The sequence below is a fragment of the Candidatus Paraluminiphilus aquimaris genome, assembly GCF_026230195.1.
Lineage (GTDB): Bacteria > Pseudomonadota > Gammaproteobacteria > Pseudomonadales > Halieaceae > Luminiphilus > Luminiphilus aquimaris.
Window position 1 is genome coordinate 125115 of the sequence record NZ_CP036501.1, and the last position, 21159, is coordinate 146273.

The following is a 21159-nucleotide window of genomic DNA, read 5'->3' on the forward strand; positions in this document are numbered from 1 at the left end:
GATGACCTCCGCTCATAGCCTGATTGTGCGGCAAACAAGCAATAGAGTCATGTCATGGCAACAATTACTTTTCGGGGGTACGCAACCGTATACTGAGATCACGAAGCTGCTGCTCCGATACTTCTCCCGGTGCATCGGTCATGACGCACTGCGCTGACTGAGTCTTGGGGAAGGCAATCACGTCGCGAATGGATTGACCGTCAACCATGAGCATGACCAAGCGGTCCAAACCAAAGGCTAGTCCGCCATGAGGTGGTGCACCGTGTTTGAGTGCTGCCAACAAAAAGCCAAACTTGGCCTCCGCTTCCTCAGAGGAGATACCCAGCACATCGAACACCGCTTTCTGCATATCTTGGCGGTGTATTCGGATCGAGCCACCTCCAATTTCGCTGCCATTGAGCACCATGTCGTAAGCACGCGATAGCGCTTGCTGGGGTGCAGCTGTTAGTTCACCGACATCACACGAGGGTGCTGTAAACGGGTGGTGGATCGCCGTAAGCGAGCCATCGCCAGTCTCTTCAAACATAGGAAAATCGACAACCCACAGAGGCGCCCAGCCACTCCCAACAAGGCCCATCATTTCCGCGACCTTGAGTCTTAGAGCGCCCAAGGCATCGTTCACCACTTGGCGCTTATCAGCGCCAAAGAACACGATATCACCGTCTTCGAGGGCCAATCGCTCCACCAACTGATGGACTGTTGCTTCGGGCATAAATTTAAGGATCGGCGACTGCAAGCCTTCTACACCTGCGGCCTTGTCGTTCACTTTTATCCAAGCGAGACCGCGCGCACCGTAGTTGCCGACGTACTTAGTGAGCTCATCAATTTCTTTGCGGCTAATGGTGGAACCACCCGGCACACGGAGCGCGGCCACACGGCCTTTTACATCGTTTGCAGGCCCAGAGAACACCTTAAACTCAACGTCTTGCATTAAATCATCGATGGAGATGAGTTCCAGATCGATTCGCAGGTCGGGCTTGTCCGATCCAAACCGCTCCATGGCCTCGTGCCAAGTCATTTGCGGGAAATCACCTAAGTCCACATTTAAATGCTGCTTAAACAGGGTCTGAACCATGCCTTCGGTGAGCCGCATAACCTCACTCTCGTCGGTAAACGAGAGCTCTATATCAATTTGAGTAAATTCGGGTTGGCGATCTGCTCGAAGGTCCTCGTCGCGAAAACAACGCGCAATTTGGTAGTAACGATCAAAGCCAGAGACCATCAAAAGCTGCTTAAACAACTGCGGAGATTGTGGCAGCGCAAAGAATTTTGATGCATTCGTTCTACTGGGCACCAAATAATCGCGGGCACCCTCAGGTGTGGCGCGAGTCAATACGGGGGTTTCAATATCAAGGAACCCAGCAGACTCCAGGTAGCTTCTAATCGTTGACGTAATCTGAGATCGGCTAATTAAATTACGTTGCATCGACTCACGGCGAAGATCCATAAACCGGTAACGCAAACGGACATCTTCACCCACTGTTTGGTGCGCATCGAGTGGAAAAGGTGGTGGCGCTGATTCATTGAGTATGACCAGCTCTTTGCCCAGAATCTCAATATGCCCTGTCGCCATTGCGGGATTAACGGTCTCCGCCGAGCGCTCTCGAATTCGCCCCGTGATCTGAAGTACGTATTCACTACGAACTTTATCCGCCAGTGCGAAATGCTCCTTGGTATCGGGATCGAAGACCACCTGAACAATGCCGTCGCGATCACGCATATCCAAAAAGATGACCCCGCCGTGATCTCGACGCCGGTCAACCCAGCCACAAATTGTGACCGTCTCCCCGACAGAAACGTCTTTTGTTGCACCGCAATAATGTGTTCGCATGGTCATTCTCTAATTCACTTCCGGTCGGCCTAGTCCGCCGAGCTTTTCGTTGTGCTGGTCGCACTGCTAGATGAGGTGGCAGATGTACTGGAGCTCCCTGAATCAGATGTAGTGCTCGAGTCATTCACAAGATTCTTTTTCGCGCCGGTTTTAAAGTCGGTTTCATACCAACCCGATCCGGCCAGCCGAAAAGCCGGCGCCGATACTTTTTTCTTCAAAGACGCCGCACCGCATTCCGGACAGTCGGTCAACGGGGCATCCGATATTTTCTGCAATGCCTCCAGCGCGTTACCGCAGGCACCACATACGTATTCGTAAATTGGCATGCGAAGGTCTCTAAGAAATAAAACAGGACCGCTTTGTTGCGGCGGGCGCAAGATTACACTAATCGGCCGCCGAGGTTAATGGGAATACTGACCGTATGGTGCATCGCGCCGCAAAGCCCCATGAAAATCTTGATGCTTAAACCAAAGTATCAACAGGCAAAGGCGTTTTCTGGTGGCATTTATCATCGTCGTCCCGATCTATAGTGAAGAGAGGTTTGATACACTTCGCTCAGCCGTTGCCAATGAGACGGCGAGCACGCTTTTAAGAAGGTTCCCGCAATGCGATTTTCCCAATTCCCCATATCAACGACAAAAGAGACGCCCGCCGATGCCGAGGTTATCAGTCATCAACTGATGCTGCGCGCTGGACTCATCAAGCGCATTGCCGCCGGCATCTATACTTGGATGCCCTTGGGACTCAAGGTCGTTCGCAATGTTGAACGCGTCGTGCGAGAAGAAATGGAGAATGCCGGTGCCGTTGAGCTATCGATGCCGGTCGTTCAGCCCGCGGAGTTGTGGGAGGAATCGGGTCGATGGGAGCAATACGGACCCGAGCTTTGCCGACTCAAAGATCGTCACGATCGCGACTTCTGTCTTGGCCCGACTCACGAGGAAGTGATTACGGATCTCGCCAAAACCGAAATCAAAAGCTATAAGCGGCTGCCTTTAAATTTCTTTCAAATTCAAACGAAGTTTCGCGATGAGATTCGACCTCGTTTTGGTGTCATGCGCTCGCGCGAGTTTGTCATGAAAGACGCCTATTCATTTCACGAAAATCAAGACTCTCTCGAACAGACTTACTGGCGAATGCACGAAGCCTACTCCACTATTTTTGACCGACTTGGACTCGATTATCGTCCCGTAGAGGCCGACACGGGCTCCATCGGTGGCAGTCACTCCCACGAATTCCATATGTTGGCCGACTCAGGTGAAGACGATATTGCCTTTTCAACAGAGAGTGATTTCGCCGCCAACGTAGAACTTGCCGAAGCCTTGCTACCCGAACAAGTAAAGACTGATTTTGAGCCGCTAGAGTGCTTTGATACACCCGGCGCCAAAACCATCGAGGCCCTGGAGAAGCGCTACGGCGTTCCCGCAACCCATTCACTTAAGACGTTATTTGTCGAAGACGCGCAAGGCGAGCTCGTCGCACTCGTTTTACGGGGTGATCATCAGCTCAATGAAATTAAAGCCGAAAAAATCGATGGTCTGAGTCAGCCGCTTCGCATGGCGCAAGAGACTGCAGTAAAAACGGCCACCGGTGCATCCTTTGGCTCACTCGGACCTGTGAACCTCAACGCGCGAGTTGTGGTGGATCGCGCTGCATCGGTGCTCGTCAACTTCGTCTGCGGTGCCAACGAGGATGATAAACATTTGAAGAACGTCAACTGGGGTCGCGATATCGAACATTACGAAGTTGCTGACTTGCGGACCGTTGTGGCAGGTGACCCCAGCCCCTGTGGAGCGGGCGTACTCGAAATTAAACGCGGCATCGAAGTGGGCCACATTTTCCAGCTAGGAACAAAATACTCGGAAGCCATGAACGCCACGGTTCTCGATCAAAACGGCAAGTCAGTGCCTATGACAATGGGTTGCTATGGCATTGGGATTACGCGAATAGTCGCCGCCGCAATTGAGCAAAACCACGATGCCAACGGCATTATTTGGCCGGCGGCCATGGCGCCCTTTTCAGTCGTGCTGATTCCATTGGGTATGGAAAAGTCGGAAACGGTCGCCGCCGCCGCCCAAGCGCTTTATGCAGACCTGAAAGCTGCGGGTATCAACGTGGCGATGGATGATCGCAAGGAACGACCCGGGGTCAAATTCGCGGATTGCGAGCTCATTGGCATACCACTTCGGGTAACGATTGGTGAACGCTCCCTCAATGAAGGCGTTGTTGAAGTCCAGGGTCGGCGAGACAGCGAAGCCACAAACGTTACGATTGACGCTGCGGTGGCCTACGTGGTGGACGCGGTATCATAGTTTGGTGCGCAGACTTACGCTGTGACCGAGTTGGCAATCGCAACGACCGCGGTTGACCGCGGCTGATTAAGCTCTCAGTGTGAAGCCTAAGCAAAGGAGGACTCACGTGGACAGTAATGCATTTCAGCGCTGGAATAGCGACCTTGCTAATGTCATTGCCCATGTTGGAGACCCTATTTTCTTTCAGCAAGTATTTGCTGCGATCGAGGCGCAAGTGCCCGTGGCTTACCCTCAGGCATGGCTTTATCACAAGGATCTACCGCCTCAGTTGCTCGATCACAAAATTCCGAAGGACGCCTACGATTCTCAAGTGGACGAATATTTGGAGGGGCCTTATCGGGAAGACCCGTTTTTCAAAATCTCACTGAGCGCACCACGCAACAACTGTTATCGCTTGTCACGGCTTGTCACTGGGGACTTCGAGCAAAGCAGCTATCACAAAGACTATTACGCAAGCACAGGCACGGTCGACGAAGCCATTATCGTGACGCGTCTCACAGACGGTAGTGTTATCAACATCAGTCTAATGCGGCTGTTAAATCAGGGTGAATTCAGTGAGGACGAATACAATTGGTTGTGCAGCGTGAGTCAATGTCTTGCTGAGCTAATTGACTTGCATACACGCCGAGAAGAATTCGTCGAGAGTAACCTCCTACAACCTGGCGTCGACTACCACATTCAGCAGGGGTATGAGACGTTTGGAACAAGCTATGTCAGTGACCGGGAGCAAGAGGTCCTTGAGTTACTCCTGCGCGGGTACGGTGCAGATACGAGCGCCGAGAAACTTGATATCTCGCTTGAGACAGTGCGCAGACATCGTAAATCCATCTACAAAAAGCTCGATGTGAACAGCCAGGCCGACCTTTTCGCTCTGTTTATCAATGTCATTCCATACGTTGCAAAATCAAAAGGTGAGGATCCGCTGAAGGCCTACATGGGCTGACCAGCAGGGGCTAACAGACGGGAGAGCCGTGCCCCCTGGGCTGCCCTATTGCTCGCTCATCGCTTACTCAAGGTCCTTCATCGACACCCCCTTTATGGATAACACTGGCGTACCCAAACCCTGAGTGTGGCGAGCGGGCCCGTATTACGCCCCTTACCCAGCTTAGGTAGCAACTGCCCCAACTAGGGCATTGTCGCCACCGTCTCAAACACGCACCCTTTCGCCTTACTCACAGCAGGTGCGTCCTGTGTACACAACAAAACAATTTTTAAAGGCCTATCCCGATATCACCATGATTGAGGCGCTCATTACCGACTGCAATGGCATTGCACGGGGTAAATGGCTGCCCGTACAAAAGATGGTGGCGATAGAAAATCAAGGGCTTAAGTTGCCCAAGTCAGCCCTTGGGCTGGATGTCTGGGGCCGTGACATTCCCGAACTTGCACATGCTAATGGCGATATCGACGGCTACTGTCACCTCGTTGAAGGGTCATTGAGACCGCTACTTACCGAGCGAGGCGTGGACCAAGCACAAGTCATACTCACCATGTCGGATAAAGACGGCTCTCCGTTCATGGGAGATCCCCGGCAAGTGCTCGATGCCCTTGTTGGGCGCTTTACCGACAAGTCACTTAAACCCTGCATGGCGGTAGAGCTCGAATTCAGTCTACTGCCTCGACCAGAAACCAATGACTCGGTGGGCAGCGCGCTACGCGATCAAAATAGCGTTGGCGGCAACCTTTATGCGCTAAGCGAACTTGATTACCACGCGCCCCTGCTGGAAGCGCTGCGACAGGCGTTCGAAACGCAGGACCTCCCCTACGAGGGCATTATTAAAGAGTCGGCCCCCAGTCAGTTCGAGATCAACGTTGCACACAGTGATGATGTGATGCTACTCGCCGATCAAGTCGTTCGAATGCAGCGAACAATACGTTCCGTCGCAGCGCGACATGGCTTTATTGCCAGTTTCATGCCCAAGCCCATCGACAACGAGGCCGGGAACGGTCTCCACGTCCACTGCAGCCTCCTTGAAGAGAACGGTGTTAACGTCTTTGACAATGGGGAAGAAGAGGGCTCTGAGCTATTACACTATGCGGTAGCTGGATGCTTGGAGTTACTGCCCGCATCAATTCTGCTATTCGCACCGAGCTTTAATGCCTATCGCCGCTTTCAGCCCGGAAATCACGCGCCAACAGAGGCGACTTGGGGCTACGACAACCGGACAACAGCGCTCAGAATTCCCGAAAGCCCGGCACCAGCACGCCGAATTGAACACCGCGTAGCAGGGGCAGATGCAAACCCCTATCTCGTTCTCGCCGCTGTATTGGCAGGCATATGGCATGGTATCGAGAATAAGCTAAAGCCTCCGACAGCTATTGAGGGCAATGCCTGGGATCAGGCGATTGATGCACCCAAGCTCGCCACAACGATGGATCAAGCCATCGACGTCTTCCGCACAGAAAATCAATTGGCAGACTATTTAAGCGCCGAGTTTAAAACCCTGTTTTTAGCAACCAAGCAACAGGAGTGGGATGAGTTTTCTCGACGCGTCACCGAATTTGAACTGGAAACTTATTTGCGAATGTAGTTTGCTTTGCGCCTTCTGAATCAAAGGATAAAGCTATGACCAGCGTTTATGACTTCTCCGCCACCTTGGCTAACGGAAATGAAACATCATTAGCGGACTTTAAAGGCCAGGTGCTTTTGGTAGTAAACACAGCGTCAAAGTGTGGTTTCACACCCCAATACGAAGGCCTTGAAAAGCTCTACGCCGACCATAAGGACGCGGGCTTTTCCATTCTTGCGTTTCCGTGCAATCAGTTTGGCTCACAGGAGCCCGGCAGCACCGAGGAGATCGTCGAATTTTGCGAAACACGTTTCAGCACCAGCTTCCCGCTTTTCGAAAAAATCGAAGTCAACGGTAGTGGTGCGCATCCGCTATACAAGCACCTAAAGTCTGAAGTTAAAGGCATCATGGGAACTGCGGGCATCAAATGGAACTTCACGAAGTTCCTGATCAACCGTGACGGCGAGGTGGTTGCAAGATTCGGCTCACAGAAAAAACCTGCCGACATCGAAAAAGCGATCAAAGCGCTTCTGTGAAAAGCGGCGCGGGTACGGCGTCGGTCAGTAAGCCGACGTCGCCTTTCGTCAGCGAAAGCCGGAGCGCTTCCCTCTAGCCTTTAGTGTTCACGGGTTTCTCTGAATTTAATATCCGGCCATCGCTCCTGCATGAGGTTTAAGTTCACGCGTGTTGGGGCAAGGTAAGTAAGGTAACCGCCACCGTCCTCCGACAAGTGGTCCGACGCCTTTCTACGAAACTCCTCGAGCTTGCGGGGCTCATCTGCATCAAGCCATCGCGCCGTGTAAATATTGACAGGCTCATACAACGCATCGACCTTGTATTCGTCTTTCAGGCGGTGCGCCACTACATCGAACTGCAACTGCCCCACGGCACCGACGATCAAATCGGTCGAGTTCAACGGGGCAAAGACCTGCGTTGATCCCTCTTCTGACAACTGCTGCAAACCTTTTTGAAGCGCCTTCATTTTCATCGGGTCGGCGAGACGAATCTTACGGAAGAGCTCCGGGGCAAAATGCGGGATGCCGGTAAACTGAAGTGCTTCTCCTGACGTGAAGGTATCGCCAATTTGGATAGTACCGTGGTTGTGAAGCCCGATTATGTCCCCAGCCACTGCCAACTCGACCAGTTCACGCTCTCCAGCTTTAAACGAGACCGCGTCAGCAATGCGAATATCTTTTTCTATCCGCACATGCCGCATCTTCATTCCCTTTTCGTAGCGGCCTGAGCACACCCGCACAAAGGCAATACGATCTCTGTGCTTGGGATCCATGTTTGCCTGGATCTTAAATACAAAGCCTGAAAATGCACCCTCGGTGGGCGATACATCACGTGACTGAGTCATCCGGTGCTGTGGCTTAGGCGCCCATTCGACAAAGTCATCGAGCATTTCTCTTACCCCGAAATTACCCAGCGCCGTGCCAAAAAAGACGGGGGTTTGCTGACCTGCAAGGTAACGGTCTTTGTCAAAGGTATGACTTGCACCTCGCACCAACTCTATCTCGTCGCAAAAGTCGTCATACTCGTCATCCAGCAAGGCTCTCGCCTCGTCTGAATCCAAGCCATTAATCCGGGTGTCAGGTGGCAGCGTCTGCCCGTTACCCTGCTCGAAACAATGAATAGTGTCGGTGTACAGGTTGTAAACACCCTTGAAGAACTTTCCCATGCCAATGGGCCAGTTAATGGGCGCCGCCTCTATTTTCAAGACCTCTTCAATCTCATCCAGTAGCTCGATCGCATCGCGGATGTCGCGATCCAGCTTGTTAACAAAGCCGATAATTGGGGTATCGCGTAACCGACACACATTCATAAGTTTGATGGTTCGGTCTTCCACCCCCTTCGCGCCATCAACCACCATTAAAGCTGAATCGACAGCCGTTAGCGTGCGGTAGGTATCTTCGGAAAAGTCTTCGTGCCCTGGTGTGTCAAGCAGATTCACGGTGCGCGCTTTGTACGGAAACTGCATCACCGATGAGGTCACTGAAATACCACGCTCCTTCTCCATCGCCATCCAATCTGATGTCGCATGCGGACCGCGCTTCCCCTTAACAGACCCCGCCACCTGAATGGCGGACCCAAGCAATAACAGCTTCTCCGTGATGGTCGTCTTGCCCGCATCGGGGTGCGAGATAATAGCGAAGGTACGACGAGCGTTAATGGCGTTAGCGGTTTCTGACATGGGTCCTCCAATGACGCGACGGATTATGCCAGCTTCAACCTGAGAGTGTTTAACGCAGTGAGAGTTTTGACTGTAAATGCTGCACTAATCGTGTCGCCGCGTAAGACTGTTCGGGACAGACATCACCCAAAAGCCTTTTCAATGACGTCACTTGAAGTCCCGCGTAGCCGCACGGATTAATGCGTCCAAAATGGCTTAAATCAGGATCCACGTTCAACGAAAGTCCGTGATAACTGCATCCGCGACTGATCTTCAGCCCAAGCGCAGCGATTTTTTCCCCATCGACGTAAACACCAGGCGCCTTCGGGTCAGCAATAGCTTCAATTTTCAACTCCGCGAGATAGCTAACAATAGCGTTCTCAAGTGCTGTGACTAAATCGCGAACACCGAGCTTGGCACGTCGAATGTCGCACAGTACATAGATAACGATCTGCCCAGGGCCATGATAGGTCACTTGGCCACCACGATCTGTTTGAATGACCTCGATATCACCCGGCGCAAGAAGGTGTTCTGATTTACCTGAAATGCCTTGCGTAAAGATCGGTGGGTGCTCAAGAATCCAGAGCTCGTCAGGCGTGTCGGTACCACGCGCCTTGGTAAAGGCTTTCATCGCCTCTATGGTGGCGAGATACGGTACCTGACCTAATTCCCGGATCTGCATAGGATTAGATCACCATGGACACACGGCCCGAGGCAACTAATTCTGCATGGAGGGCTGAAAGCTGATCCTCCCCGGTCGCGATAATGTTGAACGTTATGGAGTCGAAAGTACCTGACCGACTACTCTTCGTAACGATATCGTCGTCAGTCAGGTCTGACGCGTGGCGCTCGACGATGGCACGAATCGCTGTTGCGTAGTCCGCCGTGGCCCTTCCGACAACCTTTACGGGATAGCGACAGGGGAACTCTATTTTGGGGGCTTGGGGTTCAGACACGCTTCAACCTACCAAGTTTTGAAACCACAACATCAGGGCATCGATAAGACGCTTAAAAAAGCTTCCGCTTTCAACGTCATCGAGCACCAGTAGCGGCGTTTCAAACAGCACTTCACCGTCGCGCGTGACGGTGACGCGGCCCATTTCATCTCCGCGCTTTAGGGGTGCTTCAAGCTGCTCATTGACCACAACCTCGATCGTTGCTTGTGAGCGCTCACGCGGAACCGTAAGAACAACCGACTCCAGAACGCCCCCGTGCACGGAGTCTGCGGCACCCTTCCAAACCTTGGGTTCTGCCAAGGTAACCTCAGCAGATAAAGGCCTCAGGTTCTGAAAGAATCGGAACCCATAATTAAGAAGACTCGCATTTTCAGACGTTCGTGTCCTCCGTGTGGCACTCCCCAAGACCACAGAAACCAAGCGCATATCATCGCGTTTTGCCGAGGCGACAAGCCCGTAACCAGCCTCGCTGGTATAGCCGGTTTTCAAGCCATCTACCGTGCTGTCGGTGCGCAGTAAACCGTTTCGGTTGTATTGCTTGATACCGTTATAGGTAAAGCTTTTTTCTTTATAAATTTTGTAGTGGTCAGGGTGATTATTGATCAGAGCAACTGAGAGCTTCGCGAGATCTCTCGCGGTGGTCCGATGCTCAGGATGAGGTAAACCGTGCGGGTTCCGATAGGTGGTGTTATCCAAGCCCAAATCCGCGGCGATCTGATTCATGACATCCACAAAGCTGGACTCCGTACCCGCAAGGTGCTCAGCCACAGCGACAGACGCGTCGTTACCTGACGAAATCACAACGCCGCGCTCTAGATCCTCAAGACTTACCGGCTTTCCAGGCTCAATCCACATCAGTGAGGACCCCTGAAACGTCGGATTTTGCGACCACGCGTTGCGACTAACTGTAATGATATCGTCTAACGATGCGCGGGCTGAGTCGACCTCCTCCGCCAGGACATACGACGTCATAATTTTGGTCAGACTCGCAGGAGGGAGCGAGAGGTCACCTTGATAATCGACAAGCACCTGTCCCGTTGTCGCATCCATCAAAAAATAGGCGTCAGCTGGCAGTTTCGGTGCGGGCGGTACCGCCGCCATGCCTGGACTCGCCAGTCCGAGACTTAACAGAACCAAAAAATGCCTTAGATGACAAAACCGCATCGTTTCCCTACCTTTTATCTGCACCCAGTTGCGGCGCTAGTGTATCAACTCAATCCAACAATAGCTCAAGGCAATCGCTGCCCCTCTGGTAATCCATTATTCCGGAGCGTCGATTGGATAAGACTGAGTTGCTCGGCGCTGTCAGTGCCTGTGACCGGACCCAAGCGCACTCTATAAATAAACCTTTGCCCGGAGGAGACTTCGGATACAGTCAATGCCACAGAGGAGCCCAAAACCTCACTCACAGCGGTGGCCATTGCCTCGGCAGACGCTCGAGTTTCGTAGGCGCCCAGTTGCAAGCGTCGGTAATCTGCGGACTCAGTCTCTCGCCAGTCATCCGTGCCCGACACATCAATAACGTCGATACGGACGCGAGTAGTGCCCTGATCCGCAAAGCCCAAACGCACGGCGACGCCGTAAGACACATCGATCAGTCTGTCATCAACAAAAGGGCCTCGATCATTGACACGCACAATCATCGACGCCTGATTATCGAGGTTAGTAATCCGCACAAAACTTGGAAGCGGCAGGGATTTGTGAGCCGCTGTCGCCCTGTAAACGTCGAAAACCTCTCCGTTTGACGTGAGCCTGCCCTGGAATTTCATACCGTACCAAGACGCAATGCCCTCCTCACTGTAGCCTTTGGCAGAGGACATAACCTCATATTGCTTGCCCAGCACCGTGTAGGGGCTTTTGTTCCCAGTCCTTGACACGGGATCAGCCGAGGGTATGGCCTCAATAACGGCACCTGCTGATATGGGAGGTGGCTCGTAATCCGAAGTGCGTGGCTCAGTACCGGCGCAGCTCGCAAGTACAGCGATTAAGGCAATTGCCCCAAAGCGCTTCACAGCATTTGCGCTCGCAGGGACTGACTCAGTTGGTAAACGGCCATGGCATACATCGCACTGTGGTTATAGCGAGTGATGACATAGAAGTTGTGAAGACCTATCCAATACTCGTCACCTTGTTTACCCTCAAACTCGATGGGCGTCCCCAAGGCTGTGGGCGTGGCCGCAACTCGGGCGTTTAAACCCAGCTCGGCCAATTCAGATAGTGTTTTCTTGGGTTTTAAACCTGCCTCAAAAATGACCGCGTCGCCGGAAAAGTCAGCTGCAGCGATCACCTCGCCTCCCGGTCGCCAACCGTGCGCGACAAAATAATTGGCTACACTCATGACGGCATCATTTGGATTGCGCCAAATATCAATCACACCGTCACCCTCAAAATCCTTTGCGTAGGCGGTGTAGCTCGAGGGCATAAATTGTCCCAACCCCATCGCACCTGCATAAGAGCCCTTCATTTCGGTGAGTGGGAGACCAGACTCGTAAGCCAACGTCAAAAATACTTCGAGCTCTTTGGTAAAGAACGGAGAACGCCTGGGATAGTCAAAGGCCAATGTTGTTAGGGCATCGATGACCCGGTAGCCGCCGGTGATCCGTCCGTAGTACGTCTCTACACCGATGATTGCTACGATGATTTCCGCGGGGACACCCGTTTCAGCACTCACTCGATCCAGTGCCTGACGATTTTCCCGCCAAAAGTTCAGGCCTTCTTTCGTCCGACGATCGGTGAGGAAGATATCCTGATACTCGGACCAAGGCTTACTTTTCTCGGCAGGACGAGAAATCGCTTTCAGAATGCTGTCTTGCTTGCTTGCCTCAGCCAGTGCCGCCTCCAACCATGCTCTGTCCACACCCTTAGCGGCTACCCGCTCGATCAAGACCGATGCATTAGGGTGATCTCGGTAATCCGCAAGAGCGCCAATCGAGTTCACGAAAAACACAAGGGCGACGGCGCCTCTTAACCAGCTATTTATCATCTGCATTCTTCGCTCCTGCACATCGTTGGATACATATCTTTTTTACTCTCATTCAATTGGCCAGGGCACCTATCATCGCATTGTGCGTGTCACAGGCTTATCCGTTGAAATTGCCATCAGAATGCCGAACGCCACCATCATAGACACCATAGCGGTCCCACCATAGCTCACCATGGGGAGAGGAACGCCGACCACAGGTAAGAGTCCGGAAACCATACCAAGGTTCACTACAAGACCAAAAAAGAAGGTCGTTACAAGCGCGCCGGCCAAAAGCCTTGCGAAACTCGACTGGGCATTCCAAGTGATAGCAAGCCCTCGAAGAAGAATCGCCGCGTAAAGTAAAAACAGCAGGCTAACGCCTCTAAAACCAAATTCTTCGGCCAAGACCGCGATAATGAAATCGGTGTGTCCCTCTGGCAGGAAATCGAGCTGAGCCTGACTCCCTCGTGTCCAACCCAAGCCTTCCCAACCACCAGAGCCAATCGCAGTCTTGGACTGGATGATATTCCACCCCGCGCCCAGACGATCGGACTCGGGGTTAAACAATGTCAGCACTCGTTGCTTTTGGTAGTCCTTTAAAACAAACACCCAGGCCGGCCAAATTGACAATACCGCGGCGATCAGTAACGACAGAATGTATCGCCATTGAATGCCTGCCATGTAAATGACGGCCAGACCACTACTCGCAACCAGTAATGAGGTTCCTAAATCGGGCTGTCGAAGAATCAGTAGCGAGGGCACCGCAACCATCAGTGCCGCGATCACAAGTGGCTTGGCACTCGGTGGTAACGCTTTTTTCGATAGCCACCAAGCAACAGCGAGGGGCATAGCAACCTTCATAATTTCTGACGGCTGAAATCGAATAAACCCAAGATTGAGCCATCGCTGAGCCCCCTTTGCACCAACCCCGAAAAAGGCCACGCCAATGAGAAGTGCGACGCCAATGGCAAAAATATAAGGCGACACTATTTTCAGTGTCTCGACACGAAGTTGCGCGGTGAGCAAGAGTACAAAGAACGCCACAAACAGGTTGCGGATTTGAGCTGTCATCATGACTTCTGATTGACCGCTTGCGCTGTAAAGCACGACCAAACCCGCCATACTTAAAGCAGCGAGCGGGATGAATAACCAAAGGTCGATGTGTAAAAATCGCAGGACTGCGATTCGCGACCCAAGGTCTCGCGAAGATACCTGTGACACCCGCTCGAAATCATGACTCATGGCGCGTCATCCAATAATCCAGCATGGATCGGGCAACGGGATAGGCGGAGCTACCACCGCCACTGTTTTCCGTTAGGACAGCAATTGCTATCTCTGGCGACTCAACGGGCGCAAACGCGATAAACCAACCATGGTTTCGTTGATACTCAGACAAGCTCTCCTCATCATACGTGGCGTCTTGGGCGATACCTACGACCTGAGCGGTGCCAGTCTTCCCGGCAACCGTATAGTCCAAACCTCGCCGCATCCCCGCCGCCGTTCCCCTGGGAGCAAATATGGTATCTACCATGCCTGCGACGATCTCATCCCAATATTCAGTCGGTGCCGATACCGACAACAGTGGCTCGGGAATCACCACCTCACCCGCAATCGACGCCACCAACTGGGGCTTGTATGCCGTACCACGCATTGCCACTGCGCTCGTCGCGACGGCCAACTGTAGCGGCGTCGCCAGCATATATCCCTGTCCGATTCCAACAATGAGGGTCTCTCCACCATACCAACTGCTGCCAATCGCCTCTCTTTTCCACTGAGCTGAAGGCAAGATACCCCGCTTTTCGCTGGGAAGGTCTACACCCGTTAGCGATCCGATCCCGAACTCGTAGAGCGAATCAGACAAGGCGTCGATACCCAGTCGGTTCGCCAACTCATAGAAGTAAACGTCACAGGATTGTGCGATAGAGTCCCGCAAGTTCATAAAGTCCGCATGACCCGTACCGCGAATACGCAGAATCCAGTCCCTATAGCGCCTATCATCACCCGGCAGCGTGTAGTAGCCGGGATCAGCGACTAGGGTATCAACGTCGATCACCCCTCTATTCAAACCCGCTAGACCAAGCATTGGTTTGATCGTCGAGGCTGGCGGGTATTGGCCTTGAATCACCCTGTTTAAAAGTGGTGCGTCACGCGAATCGCGAAGCAAGGCGTAGTCGCCGAAGCTTATGCCGTTGACAAACTTATTGGGGTCATAACCGGGATTGGAAAATGCTGCCAGAACGCCTCCAGAGCGGGTATCGATAGCGACGACCGCACCCCGCATATCACCAAGCGCCTCAGCTGCCACGCGCTGCAGCGCCACATCGAGGTGCAGCGCTAACTGAGACCCTGGCGTGGGCTCAATACGATCAACAACCTCAAGCTCTACCCCTCTCGCATTCGTTTCAATCCGACTGACACCAAGTTCACCACGGAGCCACTGCTCGTAATAAGCCTCAAGGCCCACCTTCCCAATGTGTGTAATACCTCGGTATTGCTCGGTGTCCGAAGGTGCGATGTCATCCTTACCAATACGCCCCACATAACCTAAGGCATGCCCAAGAAGGGGGCCCTCGGGATAATGGCGAGTAAGTTCTGAAAGAATAGACACACCTTCAAAGCGATGTTTGTTCACCGCTAAGAGGGCGCGCTCCGACTCATTGAGACGGTATTTAAGCGGTACCGGACTGAGAGGCCGTGTTCGTTTTCGGGTCTCTGAAAATAACGCGAGGTTATCTGGGGTCAGGGCAAGTAACTCGCTCAACGCGTCCAACGTGCCATCGAGATCGGTAATGCGCTCAGGGGTCAAAGCCAGTGTAAAGGAAGGCAAATTCTCCGCTACAAGGCGCCCCTCGCGATCGACAATAACGCCGCGCGTGGGCGCGACAGCGCGCACCGCAATTCGGTTCCGATCCGACTGCGCGCGAAACGTCTCGTTTTGGATTATCTGAAGATAAAAATACCGGTAAAGAAGCCCGGCCATAACCGCCAGCATAAGGACCGTGAGCACCACAATGCGCCCGTGTGTAAGGCGCGTCTCGCGCGCCCAGTCCTGCATCTGATTAAGCTGGCGTGCCATTTTGTGTCACCCCCCCCTCTGATCAAAGCTTACCGCAAGTAAACAACTATGCGCGATGGTAAGGATGCCCCGCATTAATCGACCATGCTCGATACAGTTGCTCAGCCAAAACCACCCGAACAAGCGGGTGAGGCAGCGTGATTCGTCCGAGTGACCACCGGGCAATGGCTTTCGCTTTGAGCTGTGGGTGAACCCCATCGGGTCCACCGATAACAAACGCCGTTTTCACCCCTTGATCCTGCCAAGATGCCATCGATTCAGCCATGAATTCTGTGGATATCGCCTTTCCGTCAACATCGAGGACAACGATTGACTCTTGGTCTTTTAGGCGACGCTCGATAGCCTGATACTCTTCGAGCATTCGGCTATCTGCCGTGTCTCTTGAGCGCTTGGAAGCCGGAATCTCACACCACTCAACGGAGAATTCGCGAGGCATCCGCTTGGCATATTCGTCCACTGCGCAACTCACCCAGTCAGGCATACGAGTGCCTACGGTGAGCACGCGCATACTTAATTCCGGGTGTCTGAGTGGGCTTCGTTCATTGGAACTGGAACTTCCTCGCCCGACCACAATCGCTCTAAGTCGTAAAAGCTTCGCGCCGCTGGTTGCATGACATGCACCACGACATCGCCTAAGTCTACGAGCACCCAGTCCGCGGCGTTCTCCCCCTCCACGCCGATAGGGGGCCAACCCGCTTCTTTTGCCTTAATGACAACATTATCGGCAAGCGACTTGACGTGGCGCGAAGAGTTTCCGCTCGCAACAACTAAATAATCCATTACCGAGCTAATACTGCGCACATCCAAGATTTTTGGATCAACAGCTTTTAGGTCTTCGAGTGCATCGACCACGAGGTCGGTCATAGGAGTGCTAGCGTGCGACAAAGATAAAGCCTCTTGGGAAAATGATTAGCGGTATAACCGGTGGTGCCTAATATACTCTATTACGGGCTCTGGGATCACCTGATTCAGCGCGTCGTGACCCTCTAGCCCACTGCGAAGCTGCGTTGACGATATATCGAGGAGTGCGCAATCCATGCGGGCAACCCCACCGCTGGGCATCGAGCCGACGATATCGCAATCTACTTGCGTCGATTTCAGCCACGCTTCCACCTCATGTTCAGGGGGCGGAAATGACCCTGGTCGTTTCGCAATAATAAGGTTGGTAAAAGAAACTATGTCCTTCCATCGCCGCCACTGATGGAGCGATGCCAAGCAATCGTCGCCAATAACAAAGTAGAGCCTCGCCTCACTACCAAACTCTCTACGTAAGGCCGAGAGGCTATCTACGGTGAATGATCGCCCCGCGCGATTAACTTCTCTTAAATCAAGCTCGAGTTCGGGAAACGCCTCAATTGCGAGCTCCAACATCGCCACCCGGTGACGGGCACTCACCGAATGCTGGGCCTTAAGGGGCGACTGCCCTGCCGGCATGAGGAACATATGATCCAGTTCAAGTCGTTGTTTCACGTCACGCGCTACGCGCAAGTGCCCGCAGTGCACAGGGTTGAAACTCCCACCCATGACACCAATACGACGCTTAGGCTCGGATATGACCATCACCTAACACTATGTATTTCTGACTGGTGAGTCCTTCCAAACCAACGGGACCTCGCGCGTGAATTTTATCGGTCGAGATGCCAATTTCAGCGCCCAATCCGTATTCAAAGCCGTCGGCAAATCGAGTCGACGCATTGACCATCACCGAGCTTGAATCGACCGCCCGGAGAAAACGCATGGCGCTCTGATGGCAGCTCGTGACGATGCCATCCGTGTGACCAGACCCATGTCTGGCTATGTGGGAAATGGCCTCCTCAACACCGCTAACAACTTTGACTGCCAAAATAGGGGCTAAGTACTCTTCGTCCCAGTCGTGCGCCGATGCCCGTGAGCAGCGCTCAGCTAATACCTTGTGTGTCGCCTCGCAGCCTCGCAATTCCACACCTTTTGCCAACAGCGGTTGTGCAATCGCCTCGAGCGTGTCGATCATTTTTTCGTCAACCAACAAGGTTTCCATCGTGTTGCAGGTGCCATATCGATGCGTTTTCGCATTTAACGCCAAAGCAATGGCCATCTCGGGATCGGCCTGAGCGTGAATGTAAAGATGACAGACGCCGTCGAGATGTTTGAGCACGGGCACCTTAGCTTCTCGGGCCACTCGCTCAATCAACCCCTTCCCGCCACGGGGAACGACCATATCAACGAGGCCCTCAAGACTCACTAAAGCAGAGACCGCACTTCGGTCTGTTGTATCGACAACTTGAACCGCCGCCTCTGGCAAACCTGCGGCTTTGAGACCGCTTTTTATACAGTCCGACAAAACCAGGTTTGAACGAATCGCCTCAGACCCTCCCCGCAACATCACCGCGTTGCCCGATTTCAGGCACAGGCTCGCCGCGTCTATGGTGACATTGGGTCGCGACTCGTAAATGATCCCGATCAACCCCAGAGGCACGCGCATCTTGCCAACTTGTATTCCCGATGTCATCGACTTGAGGTCTTCAATACCACCGATCGGGTCGGGCAACGAACGCACAATACTCAATGCATCCAACATACCGTCAATGCGGGCGTCATTGAGCTCGAGCCGATCGACGAGTGCAGCATCCAGCCCAGCGTCCGCGGCAGATTCAAGGTCAAGCTCATTCGCTTTGAGTAGCGCGGCCCTCGACGTTTCAAGCGCTTCAGCAATTTTGGTGAGCGCCTCATTTCGCTGAGACACAGGCGAATTGGCGATCGTTGGGCACGCAGCCTTTGCGGATGTTGCAAGATTTATTATGTGCTGCTGTACCGTCAATCCACCGCTCCGAAACCGAAAACGCAGAAGTATACGCTAGACTGACGATGCATTGTTGACAATAGTTCTCATTAGCATTACGTTTATCAAATGTATGTATGTATCTGCAAAGGCGTTACCGACCGAGCCATCCGCGAGCAAGTGGCGGCGGGTGCGCGTTCGTTCGCTGAGGTAAGCCGAGCCACCGGCTGCTCGACACAGTGCGGCAAGTGCTCTTGCTTTGCTGAGTCACTGGTGGATGAGGCAATGAGTCGCGGTGTTCAGATCCAAGCGGTACGGCAGAGCTAACTGCAAGCCTAAATACGACTGCGTTTGCGAATCGTTTCCATTATCTTTTCGTTATAAATCAACAAGTTAAGCTTTTAATGCGACCCCTCGTAGGGTATAGTCGGGCCTTTAAGAAAGCCACATTAGGACACAACGCATGAAAGGCAACGCAGACGTCATTCGTCATCTCAATAAAATTCTGTACAACGAGCTTGTCGCGATTAATCAATATTTCTTGCACGCTAAAATGTACAAAGACATGGGTCTTGTTGAGCTGGCAGAGCATGAGTATCACGAGTCAATCGATGAGATGAAGCACGCTGACGAGCTCGTCGAGAGAATTTTATTTCTCGAAGGCATTCCCAATTTGCAGGATCTTGGAAAGCTCCGAATCGGAGAAACACCGCGAGAGATGCTCGAATGTGATCTCCAGCTGGAACACGTAGCACACGAAGATCTCAAGGCAACCGTAAAGTGTTGCGAAGATGTGGGTGATTATGTGTCTCGCGATTTGGCTAAGCGTATTTTAGACGCCGAGGAAGAGCACATTGACTGGCTGGAAACACAGCTGTCCCTCATGGATCGCGTCGGCGAACAAAACTACCTGCAGACAGCAATGAAGACGGTTAAGCCCTCTGAGGGATAAGACCTGAGGGGCTCCGAGCTCAGGCTTCGGAGCCGCCCTCACCTACCACAACGTCTTTCAGCTCTCCGCTTGCGCCCATATCGCACACAATATCGCAACCGCCGATCAACTCACCGTCAACCCATAGCTGCGGAAATGTGGGCCAATTTCCGTAGGTGGGTAAATTCGCGCGAATTTCAGGATTACTTAAGACGTCAACGTACGCAAATTTCTCACCGCAACTCATCAAAGCCTGGACGGTTCTTGCAGAAAATCCACATTGGGGCTGATTTGGGGAACCTTTCATGTACAGAATCACTCGATTGCTCTCGATCTGATCCTTAATGGTCTCCATAATGTCCATTTACGCTCTCCGCGACGTCGTAGTGAAATGTTGTGGCCGACATCCTACCAGAAACTACTGGGTCATCGAGAGCAAAACCAACTTGGAATTCTGACATGTCTGCCATTATGTCTACCTACGGTCGCCTGCCTGTGGCGTTCGCATCGGGATCCGGCGCTGAGCTGTACGATCAAAATGGACACGCCTTTCTCGATGCGCTGTCGGGAATCGCCGTGACCAACTTGGGGCACTGCCACCCGAATGTCACGAGGGCCATCAAAGAACAAGCCGAAACGCTCCTACACACCTCAAATTTGTATGGCATTTCACAGCAGGAAAGACTGGCCACCGAACTCACTCAGCTGACGGGCATGAAGAAAGTATTCTTTTGCAACTCGGGCGCCGAAGCGAACGAAACAGCCATCAAGGTCGCGAGACGACACGGCGCGAATCAGGGAATAAAAGATCCGAAGATTGTGGTCATAGAAGGCGCGTTTCATGGCCGAACTATGGGCGCACTGTCTGCAACCGGAAGCGCTGCGATTCAAGAGGCATTTAAGCCCCTACTCCCTGGCTTTATTCGCATCGGACGAAACGACATTGAAGCTTTGGAAAACATTGCTAAAAACCACCGGGATGTCGTCGCGGTTCACCTTGAACCTATTCAAGGGGAGAGTGGTATTTGGCCGCTTAACACCGACTTTTTAAAGCGCGCTCGCACGCTGTGTGACGAGCACAACTGGCTTCTTAGTTTCGATGAAGTGCAATCAGGTAATGGACGCTGCGGTGCGCTTTATGTCTTTCAACGCCTGGGTGTCACCCCCGATGTACTTGCAACCGCAAAAGGACTTGGCAACGGTCTCCCGATTGGCGCGTGTATGACGAACGAGCGCGCAAGCGAGTTGCTCATCGCCGGCGACCACGGAACGACCTACGGGGGCAACCCAATCTGCTGTGCCGCAGCGAGCGCTGTCATCAATACACTCAGCGCGGAGCAATTATGGGACCAGGCCGACATTATCCGAGACGCGATTTTGAATGGCCTCTATGGCGAGCTACATGACGAAACGCTAGTAAAGGACGTTCGTGGATGCGGCCTTATGATCGGCATTGAACCGCGTACGCCAACGGCCGACATCGTACGCATGGCCTTGGACAGACGGATTTTACTCAACGTCGCCGGCGGTAATACGATTCGGTTACTACCACCTTTGGTCATGAACGCGGATCAAGCCAAGCGCGTAGGTGAGAATGTCGCTGATATTCTCAATACACTGGGTAACAACCCTCAAAGCAATTCTTAGGAGCCC

At 52.9% G+C, this 21159-nt stretch carries 22 protein-coding genes; 7 read left to right on the top strand and 15 right to left on the bottom strand.

What is annotated here, in order from left to right:
- Positions 1 to 64 precede the first annotated feature (64 nt).
- Positions 65 to 1831 (bottom strand): aspartate--tRNA ligase, encoded by a 1767-nt coding sequence (gene aspS / locus E0F26_RS00595; RefSeq protein WP_279242102.1) that lies wholly within the window; start codon positions 1829 to 1831, stop codon positions 65 to 67.
- A gap of 29 nt (positions 1832 to 1860) precedes the next feature.
- Positions 1861 to 2157, bottom strand: a complete 297-nt coding sequence (locus tag E0F26_RS00600; RefSeq protein WP_279242103.1) for an FmdB family zinc ribbon protein — start codon at positions 2155 to 2157, stop codon at positions 1861 to 1863.
- 279 nt (positions 2158 to 2436) lie between these two features.
- On the opposite strand from E0F26_RS00600, the gene E0F26_RS00605 reads away from it, so the two are divergent.
- From E0F26_RS00605 to E0F26_RS00620, 4 genes are all read left to right on the top strand, one after another.
- Positions 2437 to 4140 carry a proline--tRNA ligase gene (locus tag E0F26_RS00605; protein WP_279242104.1) on the top strand — a complete coding sequence of 568 codons (1704 nt, stop codon included), beginning with the start codon at positions 2437 to 2439 and terminating at the stop codon, positions 4138 to 4140.
- A 106-nt stretch (positions 4141 to 4246) separates the two neighbouring features.
- Positions 4247 to 5083: a helix-turn-helix transcriptional regulator gene (locus tag E0F26_RS00610; protein WP_279242105.1), complete on the top strand. Its 837-nt coding sequence runs from the start codon at positions 4247 to 4249 to the stop codon at positions 5081 to 5083.
- Positions 5084 to 5330: 247 nt separating this feature from the next.
- Positions 5331 to 6671: a glutamine synthetase family protein gene (locus E0F26_RS00615; RefSeq protein ID WP_279242106.1), complete on the top strand. Its 1341-nt coding sequence runs from the start codon at positions 5331 to 5333 to the stop codon at positions 6669 to 6671.
- Between the two features lie 35 nt (positions 6672 to 6706).
- The gene (locus E0F26_RS00620; RefSeq protein WP_279242107.1) at positions 6707 to 7186 is read left to right on the top strand and encodes a glutathione peroxidase; all 480 of its coding nucleotides are present in this window, start codon (positions 6707 to 6709) and stop codon (positions 7184 to 7186) included.
- Positions 7187 to 7266: 80 nt separating this feature from the next.
- On the opposite strand, the gene E0F26_RS00625 is transcribed toward E0F26_RS00620, so the two are convergent.
- The 12 genes from E0F26_RS00625 to E0F26_RS00680 all read right to left on the bottom strand — a co-directional run bounded on the left by E0F26_RS00625 (position 7267) and on the right by E0F26_RS00680 (position 18614).
- Positions 7267 to 8844 (bottom strand): peptide chain release factor 3, encoded by a 1578-nt coding sequence (locus tag E0F26_RS00625; protein WP_279242108.1) that lies wholly within the window; start codon positions 8842 to 8844, stop codon positions 7267 to 7269.
- 49 nt (positions 8845 to 8893) lie between these two features.
- The gene (gene lipB, locus E0F26_RS00630; RefSeq protein ID WP_279242109.1) at positions 8894 to 9505 is read right to left on the bottom strand and encodes a lipoyl(octanoyl) transferase LipB; all 612 of its coding nucleotides are present in this window, start codon (positions 9503 to 9505) and stop codon (positions 8894 to 8896) included.
- Positions 9506 to 9509: 4 nt separating this feature from the next.
- Positions 9510 to 9779: an HP0495 family protein gene (locus E0F26_RS00635; RefSeq protein WP_279242110.1), complete on the bottom strand. Its 270-nt coding sequence runs from the start codon at positions 9777 to 9779 to the stop codon at positions 9510 to 9512.
- A 3-nt stretch (positions 9780 to 9782) separates the two neighbouring features.
- On the bottom strand, positions 9783 to 10880 hold the full coding sequence (locus E0F26_RS00640) for a D-alanyl-D-alanine carboxypeptidase family protein (RefSeq protein WP_279242111.1): 1098 nt from the start codon (positions 10878 to 10880) through the stop codon (positions 9783 to 9785).
- Positions 10881 to 11008: 128 nt separating this feature from the next.
- Positions 11009 to 11791 (bottom strand): septal ring lytic transglycosylase RlpA family protein, encoded by a 783-nt coding sequence (locus tag E0F26_RS00645; RefSeq protein WP_279242112.1) that lies wholly within the window; start codon positions 11789 to 11791, stop codon positions 11009 to 11011.
- Positions 11788 to 12768 (bottom strand): lytic murein transglycosylase B, encoded by a 981-nt coding sequence (gene mltB / locus E0F26_RS00650; protein ID WP_279242113.1) that lies wholly within the window; start codon positions 12766 to 12768, stop codon positions 11788 to 11790. The genes E0F26_RS00645 and mltB overlap by 4 nt, the downstream gene beginning before the upstream one ends.
- 66 nt (positions 12769 to 12834) lie before the next feature.
- A complete protein-coding gene (gene rodA, locus E0F26_RS00655; protein ID WP_279242114.1) occupies positions 12835 to 13983 on the bottom strand; it encodes a rod shape-determining protein RodA in 1149 nt (382 codons plus the stop codon).
- A complete protein-coding gene (gene mrdA / locus E0F26_RS00660; RefSeq protein WP_279242115.1) occupies positions 13973 to 15817 on the bottom strand; it encodes a penicillin-binding protein 2 in 1845 nt (614 codons plus the stop codon). Before mrdA ends, rodA begins: the two co-directional genes overlap by 11 nt.
- A gap of 46 nt (positions 15818 to 15863) precedes the next feature.
- Entirely contained in the window at positions 15864 to 16325 is a 462-nt protein-coding gene (gene rlmH / locus E0F26_RS00665) for a 23S rRNA (pseudouridine(1915)-N(3))-methyltransferase RlmH (RefSeq protein WP_279242116.1), read from the bottom strand.
- A 2-nt stretch (positions 16326 to 16327) separates the two neighbouring features.
- Complete coding sequence (rsfS, locus tag E0F26_RS00670) at positions 16328 to 16681, bottom strand: ribosome silencing factor (RefSeq protein WP_279243238.1); 354 nt, start codon at positions 16679 to 16681, stop codon at positions 16328 to 16330.
- Between the two features lie 45 nt (positions 16682 to 16726).
- Positions 16727 to 17377, bottom strand: a complete 651-nt coding sequence (nadD, locus tag E0F26_RS00675) for a nicotinate-nucleotide adenylyltransferase (protein ID WP_279242117.1) — start codon at positions 17375 to 17377, stop codon at positions 16727 to 16729.
- Positions 17358 to 18614, bottom strand: coding sequence for a glutamate-5-semialdehyde dehydrogenase (locus tag E0F26_RS00680; RefSeq protein ID WP_279242118.1), 1257 nt, complete (start codon positions 18612 to 18614; stop codon positions 17358 to 17360). The genes nadD and E0F26_RS00680 overlap by 20 nt, the downstream gene beginning before the upstream one ends.
- Before the next feature lie 90 nt (positions 18615 to 18704).
- On the opposite strand from E0F26_RS00680, the gene E0F26_RS00685 reads away from it, so the two are divergent.
- Complete coding sequence (locus E0F26_RS00685; RefSeq protein ID WP_279242119.1) at positions 18705 to 18902, top strand: (2Fe-2S)-binding protein; 198 nt, start codon at positions 18705 to 18707, stop codon at positions 18900 to 18902.
- Between the two features lie 136 nt (positions 18903 to 19038).
- Complete coding sequence (gene bfr / locus E0F26_RS00690; protein WP_279242120.1) at positions 19039 to 19527, top strand: bacterioferritin; 489 nt, start codon at positions 19039 to 19041, stop codon at positions 19525 to 19527.
- A gap of 19 nt (positions 19528 to 19546) precedes the next feature.
- Here the strand turns inward: bfr and grxD are convergent, their stop codons facing one another.
- Positions 19547 to 19870 (bottom strand): Grx4 family monothiol glutaredoxin, encoded by a 324-nt coding sequence (grxD, locus tag E0F26_RS00695; protein WP_279242121.1) that lies wholly within the window; start codon positions 19868 to 19870, stop codon positions 19547 to 19549.
- A 95-nt stretch (positions 19871 to 19965) separates the two neighbouring features.
- On the opposite strand from grxD, the gene E0F26_RS00700 reads away from it, so the two are divergent.
- A complete protein-coding gene (locus E0F26_RS00700) occupies positions 19966 to 21153 on the top strand; it encodes an aspartate aminotransferase family protein (RefSeq protein ID WP_279242122.1) in 1188 nt (395 codons plus the stop codon).
- Positions 21154 to 21159: the final 6 nt, after the last annotated feature.